Source organism: Hufsiella arboris (genome assembly GCF_009834875.1).
Lineage (GTDB): Bacteria > Bacteroidota > Bacteroidia > Sphingobacteriales > Sphingobacteriaceae > Hufsiella_A > Hufsiella_A arboris.
This window is the reverse complement of record NZ_WVHT01000002.1, coordinates 498,832-523,614: the sequence shown is the minus strand read 5'-3', so window position 1 is coordinate 523,614 and position 24,783 is coordinate 498,832. Positions and strand designations below refer to the sequence as shown.

The window sequence follows — 24,783 nt, the reverse complement described above, 5'->3', positions numbered from 1 at the left end:
ATGTCTGGTCATTACAGAAAAGAACACAATTGCCTAAACTGCGAGCGCCATGTAGATGAACATTATTGCAGCAGATGCGGGCAGCCTAACCTTGAACTCAAAGAAAGTTTCTGGCACTTTATAGGCCATAGTATCGGGCATTATTTTCACTTCGACAATAAGTTTTTCCAAACATTAAAACCCCTCCTCATAAAGCCAGGACAAGTCACGCTTGATTACCTTGCCGGAAAAAGGGCACGATATATCAACCCTGTGAGCATGTATATTTTAGTCTCGATCGTATATTTTTTGGTGGTTTATTCGCCAGAAAAACATGAGAAAGACGATGACAAGGTTGTTACAAAAAATGAGCAAACAGCTGGCAAAGAAGTAAATAATGCTATGCGCCAGATTGGACTAACTAATTCAACACTGACCGCAAAGGCGCAACAGGCAATTAGAAAAGGTTATAATAAAAGTTCGTTTAGAGATCTAAGTTTTGAACGACAAACCCTGGTACTCGATAGCCTGAACCAAGAATACAAAAAAAATAAGGCAGATTCTGTTAAAGAAACGCTTGAATCCTTCACCCAAATTCACGATGACAGGAATGACAGCACTTATGAAGCTTATCTCGTCAGACAAAAAAAGTTACCTATTTTGAACCGTGACGGTTGGTATGTCCGAATGATGCGAAAACGGGAAATTGAATATGACGGAGTGAAAGCTGCCGCAATATCTGAGCAATTAGAACATTACAGGCCAAAGCAATATTTTTTACTGATGCCGCTACTAGCGTTGTTTATTATGTGGAATTTCCGTAAAAATCATATTTATTACTTAGATCATTTGATATTCACCGTCCATGGTATGACAGTTTTTTTCCTAATCTCAATACTTACTCAGCCATTGAAAAAATATGTGTTTGGTGAAGATTCATTTTTGGGAACGATAATCAGCTTAGGTGTGATAATATGGCTTTTTTGGTATGGTTACCAGGCGCTTAAAATATTTTATCAGCGGACGAAAAAACAGACCATTTTCAAAATGCTGACAATTTTCGTTATGTATTATATTGCATTTAGCATATCCGAGACAATTGTTAGAAATATGATTTATTATCTGGCGGTCTAATTCATCTATTTATGAGTAACAAGCACCACCGTACAGAAAAAAACTGCCTGAACTGCGGATTTATAGTTGAAAAGAATTATTGCAGCAATTGCGGACAGGAAAACGTAAATCTGCATGAAAGCTTCTGGCATTTGCTTTATCATTCAATCGGTCACTATTTTCATTTCGACAGTAAGTTTGGAAACAGCGTAGTGCCGTTGCTTACCAAACCTGGGTATTTAACCAATGAATATAACGCTGGCCGAAGAGCGTCGCATTTTCCGCCGATCAGCCTGTATCTTTTCATTAGTTTTATATTTTTCATATTGGTACTTCCGGGAAAGAAACACAAGAGTGAAGAAAAGACAGAAAATCGTTCCGGGCAAGTACATGATCTCGATATAGCGAGAAAAAAAATTGAATCAGACACGACCTTAAGTGTTTCTAGCAAGCGGAAGGCACTTAGTGCGCTAAAATTTGGTGATAGAGATAATTTTAATACTAAACTAACCAACGGAATCGACACAACCGTTGAACAATATGAAAAAAAACAAGCTTCCCTACCTGTAACCAAACGAGATGGCTATTGGAAATCAGCAGTTAAACGTAAAATTATCGACATACAGAATGACGGAAGCACATACAGCGAGCTAATCCTGCATAACATACCTAAAATGATGTTTGTGCTATTACCGTTGTTCGCCTTGATATTGATGTTTTTCTTTCGAAACTCAGGTAAGTTTTACGTAGAGCATTTAATACACGCTGTATACGTACATTCGTTTTTATTCGCACTGATCGCAATTTCGGTAATTCTACAAAAAATACTGCCATCGGGTTTTTCAGATTGGATCCAATTAATCTCGATGATCGCTATGGCCTGGTATGTTTACAAATCTATCAGGGTCGTGTATAAAAACTCCAGAAGACGAACGATAGTTAAGATGTTCGCTTTATTGATGGCTTATGGGGTATTAATGGTGGTAAGTTTCCTAATATTAACGCTAACGGTGGTCGCTGTAGCTTAAACAGCGAAATGTGTCAGTCAAAAAGATTGTGCCTGGATTTAGTTATCCAGACTTATCTGAGAAATCACTCATTTGACATAAGTGATGATCCCAACGATGCCGGAATGATCGTTGAACTGGATTGATCCTTATTGAAACAAAAAAGCCGGATCATTTCGATCCGGCTTGATATTATCTTTTTGAAATCTCAACAAATTCCTGATTGACTTCTCCTACGTAAATCTGACGCGGCCGGCCGATCGGTTCTTTGTTTTCACGCATTTCTTTCCACTGCGCAATCCATCCAGGTAAACGGCCTAACGCAAAAAGTACAGTGAACATCTCAGTTGGGAAACCAAGCGCCCTGTAAATAATTCCTGAATAAAAATCTACGTTCGGATATAATTTACGGTCAGCGAAATAAGGATCGCTTAACGCCACTTCCTCTAACTTCTTAGCAATTTCAAGTACAGGGTCATTGATTCCTAATTTCTCTAAAATATCGTCGCATGCTTTTTTAATGATCTTAGCTCGTGGATCGAAATTTTTATAAACCCGATGGCCAAAGCCCATCAGGCGGAATGAATCATTTTTATCTTTTGCTTTAGCAACCCACTTATCAACGTCGCCGCCGTCGTTTTTAATCTTCTCGAGCATTTCGATCACTGCCTGGTTTGCTCCGCCATGGAGAGGCCCCCACAGCGCTGAAATACCGGCGGAGATAGATGCATATAAATTACAGTCTGATGAGCCGACAATACGAACAGTTGACGTAGAGCAATTTTGTTCGTGATCAGCATGCAGAATAAGCAATTTGTTCATCGCACTTACAACAACCGGATCAATAACATATTTTTCTGTCCGCTGACCAAAAGTCATGTTTAAAAAGTTGCTTACATAATCAAGGTCATTTTGTGGGTAGATTATCGGATGACCGATGCCTTTTTTATAAATCCACGAAACTACCGTTGGCATTTTTGCAAGAAGCTTCAAAATAGTCGTGTTCTCCTCTTCTTTTCCGGCGTGAACATTTAAGCTTTCCGGATAGAAAGCCGAAAGTGAACATACCAGCGAACAAAGCTGCCCCATAGGGTGGGAATGTGAAGGAAATCCGTCAAAGAATTTCTTCATATCCTCATGTACCAAGGTATGTCGGCTTATCTGGTACTGAAAATTATCTAACTCATTTTGTGTTGGAAGCGTGCCATAGATCAGCAAGTAAGCGATTTCGAGAAAAGATGACTTTTCAGCAAGTTCTTCGATTGGATATCCGCGATATTTTAAAATGCCCTGCTCTCCATCTAAGAAAGTAATAGCACTTTTTGTAGCGCCTGTGTTTTTATAACCGCTATCGAGTGTTACATATCCGCTTAAGTCGCGGAGTTTTGAAATATCAATTGCCTTTTCGTTTTCTGTTCCCGTTATTACGGCTAAATCGTAATTTTTATCGCCTAATTTTAATGAAGCTGTCTCTGACATATGGTTGTGATATCAAGCAAAAATAAATAAATCAGCCTTTTTTGAAAGGTTTTTTATAATTGGTTTGTAATTTTTAGAAGATGTTTAACTAAACGTCCTAATAGGTAGGATTTTGGTAAACTCTATATTATTTTTTTGTTATTTCTTCCTTTACATCTCCACAGTTCAGCATCTCATCGCCGTAGTATGGATTTCGGATTTCCTTTTCGGAAGCCAGCCAATAAGCGCCTTCGCCATTTTTCGCCATCGGGCAATACTGCACAAACGCCTTACCTGACTCAACCTTTGAAGCTTTCACCGCTTTTATCATTTCATCACTCAAATCACTGAAATAAAGACGTTGCTTTTTTAAATCGTCAGTTTTTGAGATATCATTTGCCTTCTCAACGATCTTTAAATAGTCGTTGTTGTCCTTTAATTGCCCGGCAAGCTTAGCTGAAACGTTCGCAGCTTCCTTTGAGTCTGACTTTACAAGATCATCTTTTAGTTGAATATAAGTAGCATATATATCAGTTAAGGCAGCATTTTCCACTTTAAGATCATTTCCGGCTAGGATTGTGCTGTTATTTCTTGTGCTATCTGCGCTTACCGTTACTTTTTCCTCAGATTTGTTTTCTGTTTGATTACAAGATATAACGCTTACTCCAAGCAGCAGATAAAAAAAATGTTTAAACATCATGGTAAAAAAATAAAGCCCCGCAAACACTGCGGGGCTCAAATATACGGAATTACTAAAGGTTATTTTCCAAGGTTGAAGCCATACGCGATACGTAAAGCAACCTGGTCAGGATTGTTAATTTTAATATTTGTGTCGTTTAATTTACTGTTTCCCATTCCTTCATAACGTAAGCCGATATCAAGGCCATTGTTGAACCCAACACCAATTCCCGGAGCATAAACAAATGCTGTTCCCTGATCGTCAGTTCCGAAAGCGGCGCCAAGCTCTCCTGAAATATAAAATCTTTCAATAGGGAAAACTTTGATACCAGCCTTTACCGGGATGTATCCCCAGCTACCGCCGCCATCACTGTCTTTAACCTGGAAACTGTTATATCCTGCAGACAACAAGCCGGAAATATTGGAAGAAAAGTCCTTTTGTAAACGAAGATCACCGCCAATTGCGAAACTAAAACCATCAGTTGTTGGAACACCAACATTTAAACCAACTCCCAAACGGGTAGCGTGTGAATCACCTCCTGTGGAAGTTTGTGCGTTAGAACTTGAAGCTAAAAATAAGGCTGCGGCTGTAAATGCGGGAGCTATAAATTTCATGTACGTTTTCATAATCATAATTTTAATTCTTGCGGCTAAATAGGCAAGTACAATGCCAGTGAAGTTCTCCGTGCGCTTTAAAACCTTGAAAAAATCGACTTATACTACTGTTTACGAAGCACTTTAATCAATCAAAAACTAGCTTAACAAGGCTATTTCAGGTTAACGGGAAAGATAAATTGTGTTCGGTATTTTGTACAAAACCGAACACAATTTCGTTCGAAACCTTAATGAAAGTTATGATTTGATTACTTGAATTTACTTTTAAGAGCGGCAAGTTTGCTTTGCATATCCGTTTCAACTTCCGGTTTTTTGGAAGATTTTTCTTTCTGAAATTCTTTTCTGGTTGCCGGAGCTTCGTCCGTTTTCATTGATAAAGAAATCCGGTTGCGGGACGGATCAACTTCTGTTACGGTAACTTCAACTTTTTGCTGGACCTTAACCACTTCATTCGGATCTTTCACAAATCGGTTCGCGAGTTGGCTCAGATGCACTAATCCATCCTGGTGCACGCCAATGTCTACAAAGGCGCCGAAATTAGTTATGTTAGTTACTATTCCAGGAAGTTTCATTCCAACTTTCAGGTCATTGACGGAATTGACACCTTCGGTAAAGCTGAAACTTTCGAATTGCTCACGCGGATCAAGCCCTGGTTTTGACAGCTCCTTTAATATATCGTTCAAAGTTGGTAACCCAACCGATTCGCTTACATATTTGTTGAGATTGATCTTTTTACGCGCCTGATCGTCCTTAATTAACTCCTGCACAGAATGGCCGCTATCTTTTGCCATTTGTTCTACCAAACTGTAACGTTCAGGATGCACCGCACTTGAATCAAGGGGATTTGACGCATTTCGTATTCTCAAAAAGCCCGCCGCCTGCTCGAAAGCCTTCTCTCCCAGCCTTGTAACTTTTTTAAGTTCTTCCCGGCCTTTAAAAGCACCGTTTTTACTTCGGTACTCTACGATGTTCTGCGCCAGCTGCGGTCCAAGTCCTGATACGTAAGAAAGTATTTGTTTAGACGCAGTATTGAGCTCCACGCCAACGGCGTTCACGCAGCTTATCACGGTATCATCCAGCGACAGCTGCAATTTATTTTGATCAACATCATGCTGGTATTGCCCCACTCCGATCGATTTCGGATCGATTTTAACAAGCTCCGCCAGTGGATCCATCAACCTGCGGCCGATTGAAACAGCGCCGCGGACAGTTACGTCTTTGTCCGGAAATTCATCACGTGCAACTTCCGAAGCAGAATAAATTGATGCCCCGCTTTCGTTTACCATCACGATCGTTATCCCTGGTAAGTTTAATTTCCTGATAAAAGCTTCTGTTTCCCTTCCGGCGGTTCCGTTACCGATAGCAATAGCCTGTGTGCCGTATTTTTCTACGAGATGCTGAACCGTTTTCTCTGACTGGATAAGCTGGGAAGCACCGGTATGAGGAAATATTGCCGTGTACTCTAACAGCGAGCCGTGGTCATCTAAACAGACCAGCTTGCAGCCAGTTCTAAAACCGGGATCAATGGCCATTACCCTTTTTTGACCCAGCGGCGCCGCAAGTAATAACTGACGTACATTTTCAGCAAAAACCTTTATCGCTTCTTCATCGGCTGCCTTTTTTGTAAACAGGCGGATTTCTGTTTCTATCGATGGCTTTAATAAACGTTTATAGCTATCGGCGATAGCGCTTTGTACCTGCCGGGAAGCTTCATTGTCTCCTTTAATGAATAGTTTATCAAGAATACTGACGGCGTCTTCTTCCGAAGGTTGAATATCAAGCCATAGAATTTCCTCCTTTTCGCCGCGGCGCATGGCCAAAATACGGTGAGATGGCGCTGTTTTAATTGGCTCTTCCCAATCGAAATAGTCTTTATATTTTATGCCAGTCTCTTCTTTACCTGTTGCTACGCGCGATTTAATTGTACCCTTTTCAATAAAGAGCTGCCTTACTTTCGCCCTGGATTCGGCGTGTTCGGCAATAGATTCAGCAATGATGTCGCGCGCTCCGGCAAGTGCCTCGTCTGCCGAACTAACGCCTTTGTCTTCAGAGATATATTTTTCCGCCTCTGCGTCTACATCGAATTTATTTTGCCCGAACAATTGATCAGCAAGCGGCTGCAACCCTTTTTCACGGGCAATGGAAGCTCTTGTTTTCCTTTTTGGTTTATAAGGAAGATAAATATCCTCCAGAACGGTCATTGTCTCAGCTGCATCAACGGCTTTCTGAAGTTCGGGAGTCAGTTTTCCAAGCTCGGCGAGTGATTTTAGAATTGCCTCACGGCGTTTATCAAGGTCAAGCAATTGCTGATAGCGATCACGTATAGCCGCAATCTGCACCTCATCCAAACTTCCTGTAACCTCTTTGCGGTACCGCGATATAAACGGAACAGTTGCTCCCTCGTCAAGTAATCCAGCCGTCGCCGACACTTGTTTTTCGGCAATCTGCAGTTCGCGGGCTATCTTATTAAAATGAATGCTCATATATTTTATTCGGTTTGCGAAATTGCGGGGATCGGCGCATAAAAACAAATTCATTTGTTAATCCTTAGAACTCAGATGAATCTTCATTTTTAATTCATACTCAGGGCTGACTTTTGTAAAAATGACCTCGGTTTTAAAAAGATCTCTAAAAAGCGGAAAACAGCATTTCACGGAAATTTTAGCCGGCTTTTTTATTGTACTGGCTATCTATTTTATACGTCAGCAACGAAACGAACTGGTTCGTGTTGGTTCAGTACTTCACAATTCAAATGCCGCCTGGATCGTTGGCGGGCTTCTATTGACGCTGGTTTATATATTGCTTCAGGGTCTTATGTATCAATATAGCTTCAGGGTTGTGTCGAAAAAAGTTCCGCTTCTGTTATTGGTCAAACTTTTTTTAAAGAGAAATTTCATTAGCGTCTTTTTACCTGGCGGCGGAATTACCTCACTAGCATTCTTCACCAAAGAAATCGAATCACAAACGGTCAGCAAAACTAAGATAAATTTCGCCAGCTACATTTATGGAGTTCTTGGAATCGCATCCTTGATTGTGGTTGCCTTACCCGTTTTAATATATAACGGAATCAGATCATCCGGAAATAAAAGCGAATGGATCGCACTTTTTTCACTTGCAATAATCGTTGGTATTATCGTATGGGCAAGCATTTCCGTGTGGCGGAAAGGATTTTTATACGATCAGATCGTTAAGTGGAGTCCCGAATTTGAGGTGGTTTTAACGGAACTTACCAGTCAGCGTTTTTTAGTTAAACCATTGCTCGGCGCATTGCTTTTTTCGGTGCTGATAGAATTTACAGGAATGTTTCATCTATTTACCGCGATGAAAACGCTTGGGTTGAATGCGAGTATAGAAGCATCTGTCACAGGATATGTTATTGCCACACTTTTCTTTTGTATTTCGCCATTTCTACGTGGACTCGGCGCCGTAGAGGTATCCTTAACATTTTTGCTGACGCGTTACGGGTTCACTAACATAGAGGCGATAGCAATAACTCTTTTATACAGGTTTTTCGAGTTCTGGGCTCCTATGGCGGCCGGACTGGTTAGTTTCATTTTCAATAAAGGAAACATAATCTTAAGAATATTTCCATCGGTACTCATTCTGTTAATGGGTATCGTAAACATCGTTTCAGTGCTTACTCCGGCATTGAGAAGCCGAATGAAAATGATCCATGAGTTTCTGCCGGTGGAAGCCATACACGCATCTAACGACCTTGTTTTGATTGTAGGTGTTTTGCTGATAATTACCGCGGCATTTTTGCTGCGTGGCTTAAAAAATGCATGGTATTTCGCCATGTTATTAAGTGCCGCATCGCTTGTCGGCCACCTGACAAAAGCCATTGACTATGAAGAGGCAATGCTGGCACTTTTCGTAATGATTGTTTTGTTGTTTACCCGTCGACAATACTACATCAAGGGTAATAAGTCTACACAATCGTTTGGTTTGGGAGCGGCATTTATCGTATTTGTTGCAGTGATCGTATACGGAATTATCGGATTTTATCTGCTTGACAAGAAACATTTTGGCATAGACTTCTCATTACCGCATTCCATTAAAAGTACGCTGGATAACTTTTTGCTGTTAAATTTCATAGATCTTGCACCTAAAACGCGTTTTGCCGTGGCATTTTTACGCTCTTTAAACTTTTTGGGAATCGGTTCCCTGGCGTTTCTAGTGTACTCATTCGTACGGCCGCTAACAATAGACAAAAGCCAGACTGATCTCGACAATGAAAAAGCCAAATCACTGATCGAAAAATATGGTTGTTCAAGTGTAGATTATTTTAAAACGTATTTTGATAAAGTGCTTTACTTCGGCTCGTCGGTTGAAGGATTTATCGCCTATCGTGTTGCGGAAAACTTCGCTGTAGTGCTCGACGAGCCAGTTTGTGAAAATTCAGCGACAAAAAAAACCGAAATATTAAAAGAATTCGAGACGTTTTGTTATCGAAACGCACTTAAACCTTCTTATTACCGGGTGGACGAATTAAGAGTCGACCTGTTTAATCAGTTAGGGAAGAAAACGCTGATAATCGGGCAGGAAGCAATCGTGGATCTTAAACAGTTTTCTCTGGAAGGGAAAGACAAAAAATCCATGCGCAATGCGCTGAACAGCGTCAGTAAAAAAGGTTTCATTACTAAGGTCTATGAAGCTCCAATTAAAGAGGGGCTCATACAAAAGCTGAAACTTGTATCAGACGAATGGCTGGAAAGCATGAACAGGCAGGAAATGGTTTTTTCGCAGGGCATGTTCGACTGGGATGAGCTAAAAAATCAAACAATTATTACACTGGAAACGGCCGGTGAAAAAGTGGTGGCATTTTTAAATATTATCCCAGACTATGCAAAAGGTGAAGCCACCTATGATATGATCCGCAAAACAAATGATGCGCCCGGCGGAAATATGGATGTTTTGATTGTTGAGCTGATCACCTATTTAAAGAATAAAGGTTACAGTCATCTAAATATGGGTTTGGCGCCACTATCGGGGATTGAAAAAGCGAAAGATATACCGGAACGAACCATCAAATTCGCTTATGAAAAAATCCAGCAGTTTAGGCATTATCGTGGGTTGCGAGATTTTAAAGAAAAGTTTGATCCCGACTGGCAAAATAAATACCTGGTTTATGAACATCATTTTGACTTACTGCAGCTGCCGCTGGCATTAACCAAGGTCATGCGGCCATGACAAACGAATCGATAATGCGGATACTGATACTATTAATCGTTATAAGTGCTTTCGCCACCAGCTTTATCGCCTGTAAAACTCCATCGAAAGCAAGCCGGCTAAACACCGATCACACTGTTCCTAAGCCAGACTTGAAATTGCCGCTTGAAATAATGCCGTCAAACGGAAGCAGCGGTGATACGATGTTATTTTTCATTTCCGGTGATGGCGGATGGAAACAGTTTGATCAGGATCTGTGCGATACATTCACCGCCCGGGGAATCCCTGCGGTTGCTCTTAATTCATTGAAGTATTTTTGGCATAAAAAGACTCCAGATCGGTTAGCAAAGGATGCTGCCAGCCTTTTGACAAGTTACCAGAAAACCTGGCGAAAGAAACAAATAATACTGATCGGATTTTCCTTCGGTGCAGACGTTATGCCATTTGTTTACAATCAGCTGCCAGGACAATTACGCAAAAATGTCTGCTCGTTACTGATGTTATCTCCATCTTCAAGCACGGACTTCAGCGTACACCTTACCGACCTGATTGGTATCGATGCAGACAAGCGAACATATAACATCTACCAGGAATTCAAGAAAGTACAGCCGATAAAGCCAATCGTTTTTTACGGAAAGGAAGAAAAATCCATTCCGCACGAGTTTTTAAATGCGGCGCCGATCATGGTCGATGGCGGTCATCATTACTTGAATGCCAACCAACTGATTTACGAAAAAGCACTTAATAGCTTCTGATAGTTGAACCAAAAATGCGTAAGTTGGCAGCTTCTTACAGCGAATGGAAAATCAGGAGAGTAAGGCCGTTAAATTAATAAAAGGCATTCCGGTGCTCGGACGCTTAATGTTCCTGGCTTTAAAGGAATTACAGTTAAACGATCCTCTCCGCATGGCTGGCGCTACGGCGTTCTTTGCAAATTTCGCTCTTCCTCCTATCTTACTGCTTTTTATACGCTTGTTTGGTATTTTCACCGACCGCCGAAAAGTTGTATCAGGCCTCTTTGAAAAACTTACGTCGCTGCTTGATCCTTCGAGCGCACAACAAGTTCGCGAAACTATCCGGAACCTTCGTGCCATCAATCAAAACTGGTTTCTGACGTTAATAAGCTTCCTTTTTTTCCTGTTCGTGGCATCAACGCTGTTCAACGTAATCAAAAGTTCTTTGGATCAAATTTTTAAAATCGGGATGAAGGAGAAGGTACGGTTCTTTGATACAATAAAAATCCGGTTAAAATCTATTATTATAATTTTGCTCGCCGGTGTGCTTTTCTTTATTGGCCTGCTCACAGAGGGCGTACGGGCGTTGTTTGGCCAATATGTTACAGAACTATCATCCACCGCAGGTAAGCTGCTTAATGGAACCTTCAATGAAATTTTTTTCCTTTTAACCGTCACTATCTGGTTTACGGCTTTATTTAAATTTTTGAGCATTGGCAGGCCGGAGTTTCGGATTGCCCTTTCTGGAGGATTTTTAACTGCGATACTTTTCACCTTCGGCAAATACCTGGTGAGAGCATTGTTAACGATGAGCAACATCAGCAGCGTTTACGGATCAGCCGGATCAATTATAATTATCAGCCTTTTTGTATTTTATTCCTCATTGATATTTTACTACGGAGCCTGCTTCACCAAAGTATTGGGCGACTATAAAAAAAGCCCAATGCATTTAGCCAGGGGAGCATATAATTACCAGATGCGGGAAGTGAAATAAGCTATAGCCCAGGCTTCCAAAAGTTGAAACATCAGGGCCTTAGTATTATCTTTCTTACGGTATGCAGATCGGTAAAATAAATTGTGCTTTCATCTTTCGACAGCCCTATTTGAACGGCATATACGTCAGCGCTTGATCCTACTCCGTTATGGCGGTCGTGCGGATAATGAGGCCCGGCAAGATATTGCAGTTTGTTATTAGCAATCGTTTTAATGGTACCGTTATCAGCAATATAAATGGATCGGCTGTCTCTATTGGCAACAATACTGGTTATCCTGGTGAACTTCATATTCCTGTAAATCTGGGTAAAAACTCCTGAAGAAGTTGATTTGTAAATGGAATTCCCATTAACAACAATGTACTTTACCTTATTATAACCGCAAAAGAAACTGGTTATCTCGGGATTGTTTCTGCTGCTTCCGTTGAGCGAATCAAGAGGCGGCAAATAGGCGTTAGTTCCGATCTTGCCATCCTTAACTTCAAATTTTTCAATCACACCATAGGAATTATTCGGGCCCCGATATAAGCCGCCAATAAACAAATCGTCACTGTACGGATCTTTTTGAAGATCATTATAAATGTAAGATTGATGGCCTACCGGCACCGGTCCGCTTTTATAATCCGGTGTAATTACTTGTCCGTTAGGTTTTAGTATCCAAACCTTGTGTTGTACGACGAAATCGGCATCGTAAGTTAAAATGTTGATCGTTCCGTTTTTTTGTACACGAACTTTAACCGGTCCGTTCAACGACTGCCCATCTGAGCTTAACGGAACCGGTATGGTGGAAACAACATTGTCCGGACTTATTTTCCGGATCTTATCATCATACCTATCTGTTATATAAATTGTCCCATCATTCAACACGTCAATTCCTTCAGGATAATCAAATCGTGCCAGCGGTCCGGGACCGTCCTGGTAACCAGAATCATGGGCATTACCGGCTATCGTTTTAACAGTTAATGGCAGAACAACACCCTGGGCTGACGTTGACATTTCAGCCTGGCCGTTTGCTGAAATTAAACCAGAGTTATCAATCTCACTTTTTTTACATGCAGCAGCAATAATCAAAACGCTGAACAGCATCCATTTACAGGCATTTGATTTCATGGCTTTTACGGTTAATTACTCAAAATTGGGAAATATTGAGGCGGAAATCGTGGCCTGCCGTCAAATTGTGAATGAATGTGAAATTGTGAGAAATTTCATAAAACATCGCTTAGCTTACCGTTTTAATTACGTAAGTTTTTCCGTTGAATTGAAGCGAATCATTTGCTTTTAACCCCTTAAACCGTTGTGCTATTGGCGAAGCGGGCGAGATCAGGAAGAAGATCTTATCGTCGATGTTTACTTGTCCCGCACTTATTGAAACATAAAAGCCGCCGCTATCCGTGATGATGAGACTTCCATCAGAAATAATAGCTGTTTTGGTTTGTGGATTAATCCGTTCAAGCTGATTCTTTTGCTTCAGCGCTTCAGCTAATTGCTGTTTATTGCGGTCTATTTCCTGCTGTGCCATCGCGCGCCCGGTTTCGTATTTATCACCGGCGCTGCTTTTCGTTTCATTCTGCGAAGATTCCTGTGCATCGGTAATCGCTTGCTCTAAGGTTTCAATATTTCGCCTGAGATACTCCCGGCAGTGATCGTATAACTTTTGTTTTAACTCAGTCATTTAGCGAAGTAAAATATTAAGATTGATTTAGGCAAGCGATCTGATCAATGGAAACACAGTTCTGATCAATGAAAACACTGTTTTGATCAATGAAACACCGTTTCGATCAATGGAAACACCATTCGGGTCGATGGGAATACTACTGCTTATCCATTTATAACCTCGCCCCCGTTCGGATGCAAGATTTGTCCGGTCATATAACTTGAATCGTCCGAAGCAAGGAAAACGTAAGATGGTGCCACCTCCTCGGGTTGTCCGGGCCGTTGCATCGGTACGTCACTTCCAAATTTCGCAACCTGGTCTTCCGTAAACGTTGCCGGAATTAAGGGTGTCCAGATCGGGCCGGGTGCAACACCGTTAACCCGAATGCCCTTTGGTGCGAGATTACCGGCGAGCGACCGAACAAATGCCACGATGGCACCTTTGGTCGAAGCATAGTCGATCAAGTGCTCGCTTCCCCGGTAAGCTGTAACCGACGTTGTGCAAATGATCGCACTTCCTTTACCCAGATGCGGGAGAGCAGCCTTTGTTAAGTAAAAATGCGGGTAAATATTTGTTTCGAAGGTTTTATGAAGCTGTTCGGCAGTGATGGCAGTGAATTCGTCTTGTGGAAACTGCACAGCGGCGTTGTTTACTACGATATCAATTTTGCCAAAAACGGAAACAGCCTCATCGATGATCTTTTTGCAATGTTCTTCATTACTTATATCTCCAGGTATCAGGTGGCATTTTTGCTCCAGCCTTTCCACCTGCCAGCGTGTTTCCTTCGCATCTTCTTCCTCATCTAAGTAAGATATAACGACATCAGCTCCTTCCCTGGCAAATGCAACTGCTACTGCGCGGCCTATTCCACTGTCGCCGCCAGTAATGATCGCGACTTTGCCAGCCAGCTTTGAAAATACATCCTGTTTTTCGCCTTCGTAAGCCGGGCGAGGCGTCATGTCAGACTCCAGTCCCGGCTGCTTGCTTTGTTCTTGTTTCGGATTAACGGGTTTTTCTTCGTTTGATTTCATAGGTAGATTTACCATGCTAACAAATCATCCGTACGCCGGTTTTAAGCAGTTTTAGAAACCGGGAGCCTGAACCCAAACTTGCTGCCCGCTCCCATCTCACTTTCCAGGTATATATCCCCTTGCTGCGCTTCAATAAAATCTTTTGAAATAGCCAGGCCTAATCCGTTGCCGGATTTATTTTTCCCATCGGTGGGAACCTGGAAATACCGGTCGAACAATCGCTTTTGGTACTGTTCTTCTACACCTTTTCCAAAATCCCTGACCGAAAAATCGACGTAGTTGCCAATCCGCTTAACACTGAGTATGATCTTGGAACGGTCGGCACTATAACGCAAGGCGTTAGATAAAAAGTTAACAATAACCCAGGCGGTCTTTTCCGTATCAGCGAAAACCGCAGGCAATTTCTCTTCAAAATGTTTTTCGACGGCTATCTGCCTTTGCTCAGCCTGGAACTTGATTGAATCAATCGCATAGTTTACAATGTCGACCGGATTTACCGCCTGGATATTGAGTAGAATATTGCCGGTTTCCAACTGTGCCATCTGCAAAAGCTCCGCGGTGATTTTTAGCAGACGCTCATTGTCGTCTTTCATGCTTACAACCAGTTTTTCCTGCTCCGTATTCAGTTCACCCACTCGTTTGTCCTTCAATAAATTGATGCTCATTAATATCGATGCGATCGGAGTTTTTAGCTCATGCGAAATAGTCGCAATAAAATTAGTTTTCGCCTGATCTAATTCGCGAAAAGCTGTTATGTTACGTAATACGTAAACCGTTCCCGCCGATTGCTCCGTGGTAAGCACCGACTCATTATCCTGGTTTTGAAAGTTGGGAACAAAAATCTGCCGCTTTTCCATCTGAAAATAAGATTCACGGTCATCAGCAAAAATTTTTAATTGTTTTTGTTCTCCATCGGCGAGAACGGTCCTTAGCAGATCGTTTTTTTCAGCTAAAGCTCCGGCGTTCTTTTTCAGAACGGCGGATTGCTGCATATTGAATAATTTTTGTGCCTGAGGATTTATGAAAAGAACCTGTCCTTTCTCATCCAGCCCAATGATGGCATCTTGCATCTGTTCAATAATTGCTTCGATCCGCATCTTTTCCGACATGATCTTGGCCAGGTTGCTGTTCTCCCAATCGTCGAGCTTTACGGCCATTTGGTTAAAAGCTCCGGCAAGCTCGGCGAATTCATCATTTGTGCTGAAATTTAACCGCCGTTTATAATTCTGCAACCCGATTTCGCGGATGCCTTCGCGAAGTTCATTTAGTGGATTAGCGATAAAACCGGGAAAATTTACGATGAAGCTAAAGAGCACAAGGAAAGTCATCGTTCCCGCGAAAGCGAGATAAATAGTTGCTTTTTTGACCGAGCTTTGCGCTTGTTCATTTTTCCTGACGATGGCGTTCATGTTCAGCTCGTCGACTCGCCGGAGATCAAAGCGGGCATCTTTTTCCGCCTGTTCCATAGCTTCACGCGATGAATTACCGGCGGTTAGTTTTCCGAAATTCGATCGTAATTCTGCCACGAGTGTACCTTCGCCGCGCTCGGTAATATTGCCTTCTTCTTTCGTTAAGTTTTCATTGAAACGTTCTGCGGCGCCACGACTTAAAGGCAATGTTTGATCGTCAAGCACTGCCCTCATTTCCCGGGTAAATCCGAGTGTTTCGTAATTATCTTTCAATATAACTTTCGAGTCGTTCGAGATCCTGTAGATGTAAAATCCACAAAGCAATCCAAAAAATACAACCACCACGAACAGAAATCCAAATCCGAGGCGGAGTTTGGTTTTTATTTTCATTTTGTTTTTATTTTAATGTTTGTCATTCTGACGAAGGAAGAATCTGTTTAATAGTGATACTGTACCTGATAACTTCTCTCCGATCTCAGTCATATTCAGATCCTTCGTACCTCAGGATGACACTGTCCAGTTTTGTCATTCTGACGAAGGAAGAATCTGTTTAAAAGTAGCACTACGCCTGATAAACTTCTTTCCAACTCTCTCGCTTTCAGATCCTTCGTGCCTCAGGATGACAGTCACTCACGACAAAATAACCAGATCAATCTCAGTCTGAGAAATCTTCCGCAATAACTGACTAAAAATCGCCGTCCGCAAAATAACCTGAAAAAGGTTTAGGTGCGGTTTGCCGATACAAATAGTGGTGATTTCTTTTTCTTCAGCGATTTTCATAATCGTTTGAGTAATCTGGTCGCTTTTAATTTTAACCAGTTCAGCGCCAAGTTCGGTTGCCAGCTTGAAGTTGTTGATTAAATGGCGCTGCTTATCTAGCTTGATCCGATCCATCGCTTCGCTGCTGCTTTGCACGTACAACACGATCCAGGGCGAGCGGTAATACGATGCCAGCCGGGCCGTTTTTCGTATAACTACCTTAGATGTTTCCGAGTTTGATGAAATACAGGCCAGGAAGCGCTCCGGCCGCAATTTCACCTGCTTCGGTATTTCGATATCAATTTTCCGTTCGAGGTGGTGCGCCACTTCTTTCAGCGCCAGCTCACGCAGTTGAAGGATCTTATCCGATTGAAAAAAATTTCCAAGCGCCCGTTGAATTTTTGTGGAATCGTAAATTTTCCCGTCTTTAAGCCTTTCAATCAATTCGTCGGCGGTTAAATCGATGTTCACGATTTCGTCGGCCATCTCCAAAATCTTGTCAGGAATACGCTCGGTGATTGGGATGCCTGTAATTTCCTCAATCTCTTCATTCATGCTTTCCAGGTGCTGAATGTTGACCGCGGAGATAACGCTTATGCCCGATTCGAGGATATCAATTACATCCTGCCAGCGCTTGCCGTTTTTACTACCTTCTACATTCGTGTGAGCCAGTTCATCAACAATTACCACTTCGGGATGAATGTTCAAAATGGTCCTCAGATCCATCTCCTCCAGCTCCTTACCCTTGTAAAAAATTTTACGCCTTGGAATGATTGGAATCCCGCCGAGTAAAGAATGCGTTTCAGCACGGTTGTGAGTTTCAATATATCCTATTTGAATATCGATCCGGTTTTTCCTGAGAGCATGCGCTTCCTGGAGCATACGATAAGTCTTCCCGACACCGGCGCTCATACCGATATAAATCTTAAACTTTCCCCGCCTGGATTTTTTTACCAGGTCGAGAAAATTTTTATCCGAATTATCTTTATTCTCTTCTTCCATTACAGTGTTGCCGTATACCTCTTTTGTACACTGCTTTATACTGTTAAAAACTAACCGCGATACTTCCTGTTAGTGCCGAATTGTTTCTAACAGGGTTTTCATTTCGAACAAAAACGGCGTCTTCGCTATCGTAAACTTTCCCTTCCAACCTCACCAATGCATTTGGAATCGGCGAATAGTCGATGTTTAATGAATAGCCTTTTGTGTTAAATCCATTAGGGGTCGCGGTTGCTATGAATATTCCGTTCTTATCTTTGTAATATTCGAAACGGCCGGCCATAGCCCATTTGTTTGCAAATTTGTATTGCGCAATAATGACCGGTGATATAACCTCGTTGTGTTCATTGCTTCCTTTAACTTTTTGCTGCATTCCATAATCGAAACCCGCGGTTAACCCAAACTGGTTCGTAAGCTGGAATATCGCATAAAAATTATGGTAGAATCTTCTAACGGCTACAGAATCTGCACCTTCTATACCTAAATAATTACTATAATTCAGAGTGACTTTATCACCTGGTTTCCAGGTTAACTGAAGTCCGCCAGCAGGTTTATTGTTTCCGTCCTGGCGTGCTATTCGCTGCCAGCCGTTCAAATAAAATCCTGCAACGGTGAATTTATTATCATCGGTTGTGTAAGTCAATTTCGCCCCGGTTTCGTAATACGGAGTATTATCTGATGCAATATTTCGTGTTAATGCCCAACAATCTTTTGAAACAGCGCTTTCAAACCCGATATGAGAGGCGAAAATTCCGGCATCGACTCAAAGGTTGGCATGTTTAGCCAGTTTGATTCCTGCGTTAGCTTCATAGATATTTTTTAGAACTCCGGGCTCGGCTGCAAGATTAGCATTTGAATACGTACCGGCCATTAATGCCAGGTTAGCTCTGAAGGAGCCATTATCGTAAGCGCCTTTTACGAAAGCCAGGTTAACATTCACCTCGTTTGCTCGATTGTGTGAATAAATGAACGAAGGGCGGTTGTGGTCGGATGGCTTGTTGAAATCATAGCTATAATATGTTTCCAGGTAACCTGAAATTTTAACCGGGGAATCTTGTGCGAAACCTTTAAATCCAATTAAAGCAGCGGCAATTAAAAATGCAATTATTTTCATCGTTATATATTGTAAATGATGGTTGAGTTGGTCCCCTCCTTCCGGACTTTCGCATCTCAAAAAGATGCCCGATCGGAAATGAGGTCATGTATTATTTAGAAATTTTATCAAGCGCGATATTTAGTTCAAGTACATTTACATGGGATGGGCCAAATAAATTGAATAAAGGGCTTGTAGTGTTTCGCTGAACAAGTTCGCGGACTTTGCCTTCGTCAATTTTACGCTGTTCGGCAACTCTTTTTACCTGGATATCGGCCGCCTGAACTGAAATATCAGGATCCAATCCGCTTCCCGATGCGGTTACGAGGTCTGCAGGAATATCTGAACGGTTTAAATACGGATGATATGTAATCAACGTATCAATTCTATTGTTTATGTCCTTCAGATAGTCAGGATTTGAAGGACCTTTATTTGAACCGGCAGAACCAGCCGCATTGTAACCGACAGCCGACGGACGGCCCCAGAAGTATTCGGGTTTACTAAAACTTTGTCCAATCAAAGCGTAGCCGACAACTTTGCCGTTTAGGTTTACAGTTTCACCATCTCCTTGTCCTTTTGAAAGTTTTCCTGCAAAAGCGACAAGCAAGGGGTAAATCACGCATAAAAGAACCATCAGAACTACCGTAAGACGGATCGATTGAAGAATATATTTTTTCATTTTTTTTAATTTTTAATGTTGACTGGCTATAGACCATGGTCCATAGACAATGGTCCATAGTCTATTAGCTAAATTTTACACAAACAGGCCAAGGGCCATATCAATTAATTTGATTCCGATAAACGGAGCTATTACACCACCAACGCCATAAACTAATAAATTGCGTCTTAGCAAAGCGCTTGCACCAATCGGTTTATAAGCCACTCCACGCAACGCTAATGGAATTAGTAGTGGAATGATGATAGCGTTAAAAATCACCGCCGATAGGATCGCGCTTTCAGGACTTGTAAGTCGCATAATATTAAGCCCTTGCAGTGCAGGAATTGAAGCAATAAATAAGGCAGGAACAATCGCAAAGTACTTAGCTACGTCGTTCGCTATTGAAAAAGTAGTAAGCGTTCCGCGGGTGATCAGCAATTGTTTACCGATCTCGACAATCTCGATCAGCTTGGTTGGGTCATTATCCAGATCAACCATGTTACCGGCTTCTTTCGCAGCCTGGGTTCCGCTGTTCATGGCCACGCCAACATCGGCTTGAGCCAAAGCGGGTGCGTCATTGGTACCGTCGCCCATCATTGCGACCAGTTTTCCATTTGCCTGCTCCTCTTTGATGTAGTTCATTTTGTCTTCCGGTTTTGCTTCCGCGATAAAATCGTCTACACCGGCTTTTTCAGCAATGTATTTAGCTGTTAACGGGTTATCGCCGGTAACCATCACCGTTTTCACGCCCATCTTGCGAAGTCTTTCAAACCGCTCTTGTATTCCGGGTTTTATGATATCCTGAAGTTCAATTACTCCCAGAACTTTTCCATTTTCGGAAACGACGAGAGGCGTACCGCCGTTCGAAGAGATTTTTTTCACTTCAGTGTCGATGTCATCAGGAAAAGAGTTTCCTGCACTTGCAGCAATTGCGCGGATCGAGTCCGAGGCGCCTTTGCGGATTTGTGTTCCGGCTTTCAGATTTACACCGCTTGAACGGGTTTCTGCAGTGAACTTTACAAATTCCATTTCACCATCAGCCGGTTTGGTAAACTCGCCTGAGGGCAAAATACTTTGTGCCAATTCAACGATGGATTTTCCCTCCGGAGTTTCGTCAGAAAGCGAACTCAGTAAACTGCTTTTCACAAAATGATCACGTGAAATCCCTTGAGCCGGATAAAAATTGGTCGCTTTGCGGTTACCAATGGTTATAGTTCCGGTTTTGTCCAGAAGCAGCGTATCGATGTCGCCGGCTGTTTCTACCGCTTTACCTGACTTGGTAATCACATTCGCCCGGAGCGCCCGGTCCATTCCGGCGATACCGATTGCCGAAAGCAAACCACCGATGGTTGTAGGGATCAGGCATACGAAAAGTGAAATGAATGCTGCGATAGTGATCGGCGTTTGCGCATAATCTGCAAACGGCTTTAACGTCACGCAAACGATGATAAAAACCAGTGTAAAACTTGCCAGAAGAATAGTTAAGGCAATTTCGTTAGGCGTTTTTTGACGAGAGGCACCTTCAACTAAAGCGATCATCTTATCTAAAAAACTCTCGCCGGGTTGAGTAGTTACTACGACTTTGATTTCGTCGGATAAAACTTTTGTACCGCCGGTTACCGAAGATTTATCACCACCCGATTCGCGAATCACCGGAGCAGATTCACCGGTGATCGCCGATTCGTCGATCGTAGCGATGCCTTCGATGATCTCTCCATCAGTTGGAATGGTATCGCCGGCTTCGCAGATAAATACATCACCTTTTTTCAGGAGGGCGGATGAGCGGGTTTCTGTATTTCCGTTATCGAGTAACACCTTAGCAGGCGTTTCTTCCCGTGTTTTCCGCAAACTGTCGGCCTGTGCTTTGCCTCTTGCCTCGGCGATTGCTTCGGCAAAATTGGCAAACAGGAGTGTTAAAAGTAGGATAAGAAAGATACTAAAGTTATATCCGAACGATCCCTGGTCATGCTGTTTTGCTGAATAAAACGTCACAAACAGCATAATGAATGTTCCGATCTCGACGGTGAACATCACCGGATTTTTGACCATGACCCTAGGGTCAAGTTTAACGAACGACTGCTTTAACGCCGTGTTGACCAAGGCAGGTTCAAATAATTTATTCGATTGGATTTTCATTATTTTAAGATGGTGAAGTATTCTGCGATTGGGCCAAGTGCCAATGCAGGGAAGTATGATAAAGCGTTAAGAACCACGATTATAGCAAAAGTCATCAGGCTAAATGTTAGCGTATCCGCTTTCAGCGTTCCGGCAGATTCAGGAATGTATTTCTTCTGAGCCAGCAAGCCTGCTATCGCCACCGGGCCAATGATGGGGAGGAAGCGCCCGAGTATGAGAACAAATCCTGTAGAAACGTTCCACCAGATGTTGTTGTCTCCCAATCCTTCAAAGCCGGAGCCGTTATTTGCGTTTGATGACGTGTACTCATACAGCATTTCCGAAAAACCATGGAAACCGGGATTATTCAGCCAGTTTGCCGCCTTCACTGCCCAGTCAGCATTTGGACTTTTGGTGAAAACATAACTTGCCAGAGCAGTTCCTGCCAAAATCAGGAAAGGACTTAGCAACGTTATTAGGGCGGCGATCTTTACTTCCCGAGCTTCTACTTTGTGGCCCAGGAATTCCGGTGTCCGGCCAACCATCAGTCCGGATATGAAGACTGCGATAATCAGGTAAATGAAATAATTCAGCAGTCCTACACCGCAGCCGCCATAAAAAGAGTTGATCATCATTCCAAGCATCTGCAATAAGCCGGTAAGCGGCATCGTACTGTCATGCATCCCGTTAACAGAGCCTGTTGAAATAATTGTAGTTATCGTACTCCAGTAAGCCGTTGCTGTAGGGCCGAACCTCACTTCCTTACCTTCCATTGCGCCGGTCGCCTGACTAATGCCCATTTTTGCGATGGCGGAATTGCCTCCGAGTTCGCTGGTTAATGTAGGGATCAATAACAAAAACATACCTACTGTCATCACGCCGAATATCATCCACGCCAGTCTTTTTCTCCGGATAAAAAATCCAAAAGCTAAAACCATCGCGATCGGTATGATTACCTGTGAAATCGCTTCAACCATGTTGGTCAGGTAATTCGGATTTTCTAATGGCTGCGCTGAATTGGCTCCAAACCAGCCGCCACCGTTTGTACCGAGGTGCTTAATCGCGATCATCTGGGCGGCAGGTCCGCGTGAAACGTTCACTGTATCGCCCTGCATAGAAATAAATTGATCTTTGCCTTTATAACTAGTCGGCGTTCCGTTAAATGCCAGGGTTAAAGCAATAACGATAGATAGCGGAAGAAGTAAACGGGTAATTGATTTAACGAAGAACTCCCAGAAGTTACCCAGGTTGGTAGCATTTTTATCCCTGAAAGCTTTAAAAAAGACAACCGCCGCGGCAATCCCGGTTGCTGCGCTGGTGAAATGCAAAAACATCAACACGAAATGCTGCGTCAGATAGCTGACACCGGTTTCGCCGGAATAGTGCTGCAAATTACAGTTAACGACGAAACTAATGATCGTGTTGAACGATAAGTCAGGCGTCATCCCCGGGTTGCCATCCGGATTCAACGGCAGTTTATCCTGGTACAGCAACACAAAAAAACCGTAAACCAGCCATACGGAGTTTATAGTCAGCATGGCTTTCATGTGCTGCTTCCAGTTCATTTGCTCCTTAGGATTGATACCGGACAGCTTATAAATGAAATTTTCGATGGGATAAAGGAAATCCGTCCAGCTCCGCTCGCCTGCAAAAACTTTTGCCAGGTATTTCCCAAGTGGGATAGCGATAATTAAAGTGATAAGATAGGTGGCAATAATGCCGAGCATTTCCGTGTTCATAATTTAGAATTTTTCCGGTTTTAGCAGCACGTAGATCATATAAATGAAGACTGCAACTGCGATGATGAATAAAGCAAGCATAGCGTTAGATTTTTTCGAACCAGTTGATTGATAAAAAGAATAGCCTGCAGAACAACAGGATGAGAAGAAATAGGAAAACAGTTATCATGTCTAGTATTTTAAAAGCTATATGCCACGTCTGTTCCGAAAATTGGGTTTGTCATAAAAAGTGCATTTAACCACTGGAAAGCACGCATTTGCTCAGCGAAAATTCAAAGCACAAAAAAAGACCCTTCCAAAATGGAAAGGTCTTTTGTCAAAATGGTAAGCTGTTTTGAGCTTGCTATTAATTTATAGGCAGTTGTTTCACCGAGGTAATAGCCAGATTTTTTGGATCCTGTGTATAAACGATAAGGTTGAAAGAATCTTTGGATTCGCTTTCAGGTAGTGTAACCTGGAGTTGTGAAGGCTTACGGCCAAGCGTGGCTGTCTTGAAATCCTGTACAATATTTACATGTTCAAGAGTCCGGCCTTTATTCTCGCCGGATGTAACATCATTTTTCCCGCCCTTTTTCACTAAAGCCGCATGGACCTGGTCTCCCTTCAATTTAGAATCCGGCGGACAGGTGATTGTTATTTGTTTGCCTGAATTAGAAACCGCGTATTCCGGTGGATTATTTTCGACGGCTGCCTGGTTAAAGAAATAGTTGATCGAGTTGATCACTTTCACACTGTCACTGCCGACAAATTGCTCCTTGCCATTAATTACAGCTTGTGGTGTGTACGTCGTCGATTTTAAATAATCGCAATAAGCCCATTGACGTTCGGTAAAAGCATGCTGGCTGTAAGGATCTTTCCAGCCATATTTATCCCAATAATCGACGTGAAACTCCATTACATAAACCTGCTGCCCTTCATAACGGGCTTCCAGCTTTTTAAGCAAGCGGTCCGCTGACGGGCAGCTTGAACATCCTTCGGAAGTAAAAAGCTCAATCACCACAAATCCGGGAGCTTTATTGTCTGATTTTATAAAACTGCTTAAAATCAGCGATATGAAAAGTAGTATTGTCTTCATGGCCGAATATTATTCTGTTAAATCGCTTCTGTAAACTCGCTGTCTCATCCATGCCGCCGGCAGGCCTATTGTAAACATCAGGATTACTGCATTTTCTATAAATCCAACAATATTAAAAGGCCGGTGTGCGATCTGAGTTAGCGGCAGCACAAGGAATGACATTACAACCTGGGCAAATAAGCCGTAGACGATTGCGCTCAGAATGAAGTTCTTTCTGAGAAAAGGAACAAATTGGTATATTAAAAAGTAAAACGCAACAAAGCAAAAGGCAATAAAATAGTGCGCCAAAAGTCCGAACCAGATATAGCCGGAACCTCCTGTAAACGCCGCACTACCAAAAGCGCCACTGGCAACAAAACGCAAAACTCCTGCAGCATTACCCTTTGCTAAAATTAAGATAGCCGCCAATATATCTAAGGTGCCGGCGATTAACCAGGCTAAGATGATTGCCGATTTATCAGAAGGCGGATTAATTGAATTTTCGACAGCGATAAGTTTACTCATTT

20 protein-coding genes and 1 pseudogene are annotated in these 24,783 nt (G+C 42.3%); 5 read left to right on the top strand and 16 right to left on the bottom strand.

Translation table 11 applies throughout. The annotated features are described in order from the left end of the window. The gene (locus GS399_RS06040; protein ID WP_160843694.1) at positions 1-1,113 is read left to right on the top strand and encodes a DUF3667 domain-containing protein; all 1,113 of its coding nucleotides are present in this window, start codon (positions 1-3) and stop codon (positions 1,111-1,113) included. A gap of 11 nt (positions 1,114-1,124) precedes the next feature. After that, on the top strand, positions 1,125-2,120 hold the full coding sequence (locus GS399_RS06035) for a DUF3667 domain-containing protein (RefSeq protein ID WP_160843693.1): 996 nt from the start codon (positions 1,125-1,127) through the stop codon (positions 2,118-2,120). A 171-nt stretch (positions 2,121-2,291) separates the two neighbouring features. Here the strand turns inward: GS399_RS06035 and GS399_RS06030 are convergent, their stop codons facing one another. From GS399_RS06030 to GS399_RS06015, 4 genes are all read right to left on the bottom strand, one after another. Further along, the gene (locus tag GS399_RS06030) at positions 2,292-3,578 is read right to left on the bottom strand and encodes a citrate synthase (RefSeq protein ID WP_160843692.1); all 1,287 of its coding nucleotides are present in this window, start codon (positions 3,576-3,578) and stop codon (positions 2,292-2,294) included. A 127-nt stretch (positions 3,579-3,705) separates the two neighbouring features. Beyond that, the gene (locus GS399_RS06025) at positions 3,706-4,257 is read right to left on the bottom strand and encodes a DUF3347 domain-containing protein (RefSeq protein ID WP_160843691.1); all 552 of its coding nucleotides are present in this window, start codon (positions 4,255-4,257) and stop codon (positions 3,706-3,708) included. Positions 4,258-4,316: 59 nt separating this feature from the next. Continuing rightward, on the bottom strand, positions 4,317-4,862 hold the full coding sequence (locus GS399_RS06020) for an outer membrane beta-barrel protein (RefSeq protein WP_202409385.1): 546 nt from the start codon (positions 4,860-4,862) through the stop codon (positions 4,317-4,319). 236 nt (positions 4,863-5,098) lie between these two features. Beyond that, positions 5,099-7,333 (bottom strand): Tex family protein, encoded by a 2,235-nt coding sequence (locus GS399_RS06015; RefSeq protein WP_160843690.1) that lies wholly within the window; start codon positions 7,331-7,333, stop codon positions 5,099-5,101. A gap of 121 nt (positions 7,334-7,454) precedes the next feature. Between GS399_RS06015 and GS399_RS06010 the strand changes: the two genes are divergently transcribed. Genes GS399_RS06010 through GS399_RS06000 form a run of 3 tightly spaced genes read left to right on the top strand, consistent with a single transcriptional unit; the run spans position 7,455 to position 11,747 of the window. Beyond that, a complete protein-coding gene (locus GS399_RS06010; protein ID WP_160843689.1) occupies positions 7,455-10,040 on the top strand; it encodes a phosphatidylglycerol lysyltransferase domain-containing protein in 2,586 nt (861 codons plus the stop codon). Then, on the top strand, positions 10,037-10,774 hold the full coding sequence (locus GS399_RS06005) for an AcvB/VirJ family lysyl-phosphatidylglycerol hydrolase (RefSeq protein ID WP_160843688.1): 738 nt from the start codon (positions 10,037-10,039) through the stop codon (positions 10,772-10,774). The genes GS399_RS06010 and GS399_RS06005 overlap by 4 nt, the downstream gene beginning before the upstream one ends. 43 nt (positions 10,775-10,817) lie before the next feature. Continuing rightward, positions 10,818-11,747 carry a YihY/virulence factor BrkB family protein gene (locus tag GS399_RS06000; protein WP_160843687.1) on the top strand — a complete coding sequence of 310 codons (930 nt, stop codon included), beginning with the start codon at positions 10,818-10,820 and terminating at the stop codon, positions 11,745-11,747. Between the two features lie 31 nt (positions 11,748-11,778). On the opposite strand, the gene GS399_RS05995 is transcribed toward GS399_RS06000, so the two are convergent. The 12 genes and pseudogenes from GS399_RS05995 to GS399_RS05940 form a co-directional block, all read right to left on the bottom strand. Beyond that, complete coding sequence (locus GS399_RS05995; protein ID WP_160843686.1) at positions 11,779-12,855, bottom strand: NHL repeat-containing protein; 1,077 nt, start codon at positions 12,853-12,855, stop codon at positions 11,779-11,781. Positions 12,856-12,964: 109 nt separating this feature from the next. Beyond that, a complete protein-coding gene (locus GS399_RS05990; RefSeq protein ID WP_160843685.1) occupies positions 12,965-13,417 on the bottom strand; it encodes a 3-oxoacyl-ACP synthase in 453 nt (150 codons plus the stop codon). A gap of 146 nt (positions 13,418-13,563) precedes the next feature. Continuing rightward, complete coding sequence (locus tag GS399_RS05985; RefSeq protein WP_160843684.1) at positions 13,564-14,430, bottom strand: SDR family oxidoreductase; 867 nt, start codon at positions 14,428-14,430, stop codon at positions 13,564-13,566. A gap of 41 nt (positions 14,431-14,471) precedes the next feature. Beyond that, positions 14,472-16,229 (bottom strand): HAMP domain-containing sensor histidine kinase, encoded by a 1,758-nt coding sequence (locus GS399_RS05980; RefSeq protein WP_160843683.1) that lies wholly within the window; start codon positions 16,227-16,229, stop codon positions 14,472-14,474. Between the two features lie 240 nt (positions 16,230-16,469). Then, the gene (locus GS399_RS05975) at positions 16,470-17,600 is read right to left on the bottom strand and encodes a sensor protein KdpD (protein WP_160843682.1); all 1,131 of its coding nucleotides are present in this window, start codon (positions 17,598-17,600) and stop codon (positions 16,470-16,472) included. A 43-nt stretch (positions 17,601-17,643) separates the two neighbouring features. Continuing rightward, positions 17,644-18,711: pseudogene (locus GS399_RS05970) on the bottom strand (porin). Between the two features lie 91 nt (positions 18,712-18,802). Next, positions 18,803-19,369, bottom strand: a complete 567-nt coding sequence (locus GS399_RS05965; protein ID WP_160843681.1) for a K(+)-transporting ATPase subunit C — start codon at positions 19,367-19,369, stop codon at positions 18,803-18,805. 75 nt (positions 19,370-19,444) lie between these two features. Then, on the bottom strand, positions 19,445-21,484 hold the full coding sequence (gene kdpB, locus GS399_RS05960; RefSeq protein ID WP_160843680.1) for a potassium-transporting ATPase subunit KdpB: 2,040 nt from the start codon (positions 21,482-21,484) through the stop codon (positions 19,445-19,447). Next, positions 21,484-23,202, bottom strand: a complete 1,719-nt coding sequence (gene kdpA, locus GS399_RS05955) for a potassium-transporting ATPase subunit KdpA (RefSeq protein ID WP_160843679.1) — start codon at positions 23,200-23,202, stop codon at positions 21,484-21,486. Before kdpA ends, kdpB begins: the two co-directional genes overlap by 1 nt. Positions 23,203-23,205: 3 nt before the next feature. Continuing rightward, entirely contained in the window at positions 23,206-23,283 is a 78-nt protein-coding gene (gene kdpF / locus GS399_RS21085; RefSeq protein WP_160843889.1) for a K(+)-transporting ATPase subunit F, read from the bottom strand. Between the two features lie 265 nt (positions 23,284-23,548). Next, positions 23,549-24,277, bottom strand: a complete 729-nt coding sequence (locus GS399_RS05945; RefSeq protein ID WP_160843678.1) for a DUF1223 domain-containing protein — start codon at positions 24,275-24,277, stop codon at positions 23,549-23,551. Positions 24,278-24,286: 9 nt separating this feature from the next. Further along, positions 24,287-24,781, bottom strand: coding sequence for a DUF1440 domain-containing protein (locus GS399_RS05940; RefSeq protein ID WP_160843677.1), 495 nt, complete (start codon positions 24,779-24,781; stop codon positions 24,287-24,289). Positions 24,782-24,783 lie beyond the last annotated feature (2 nt).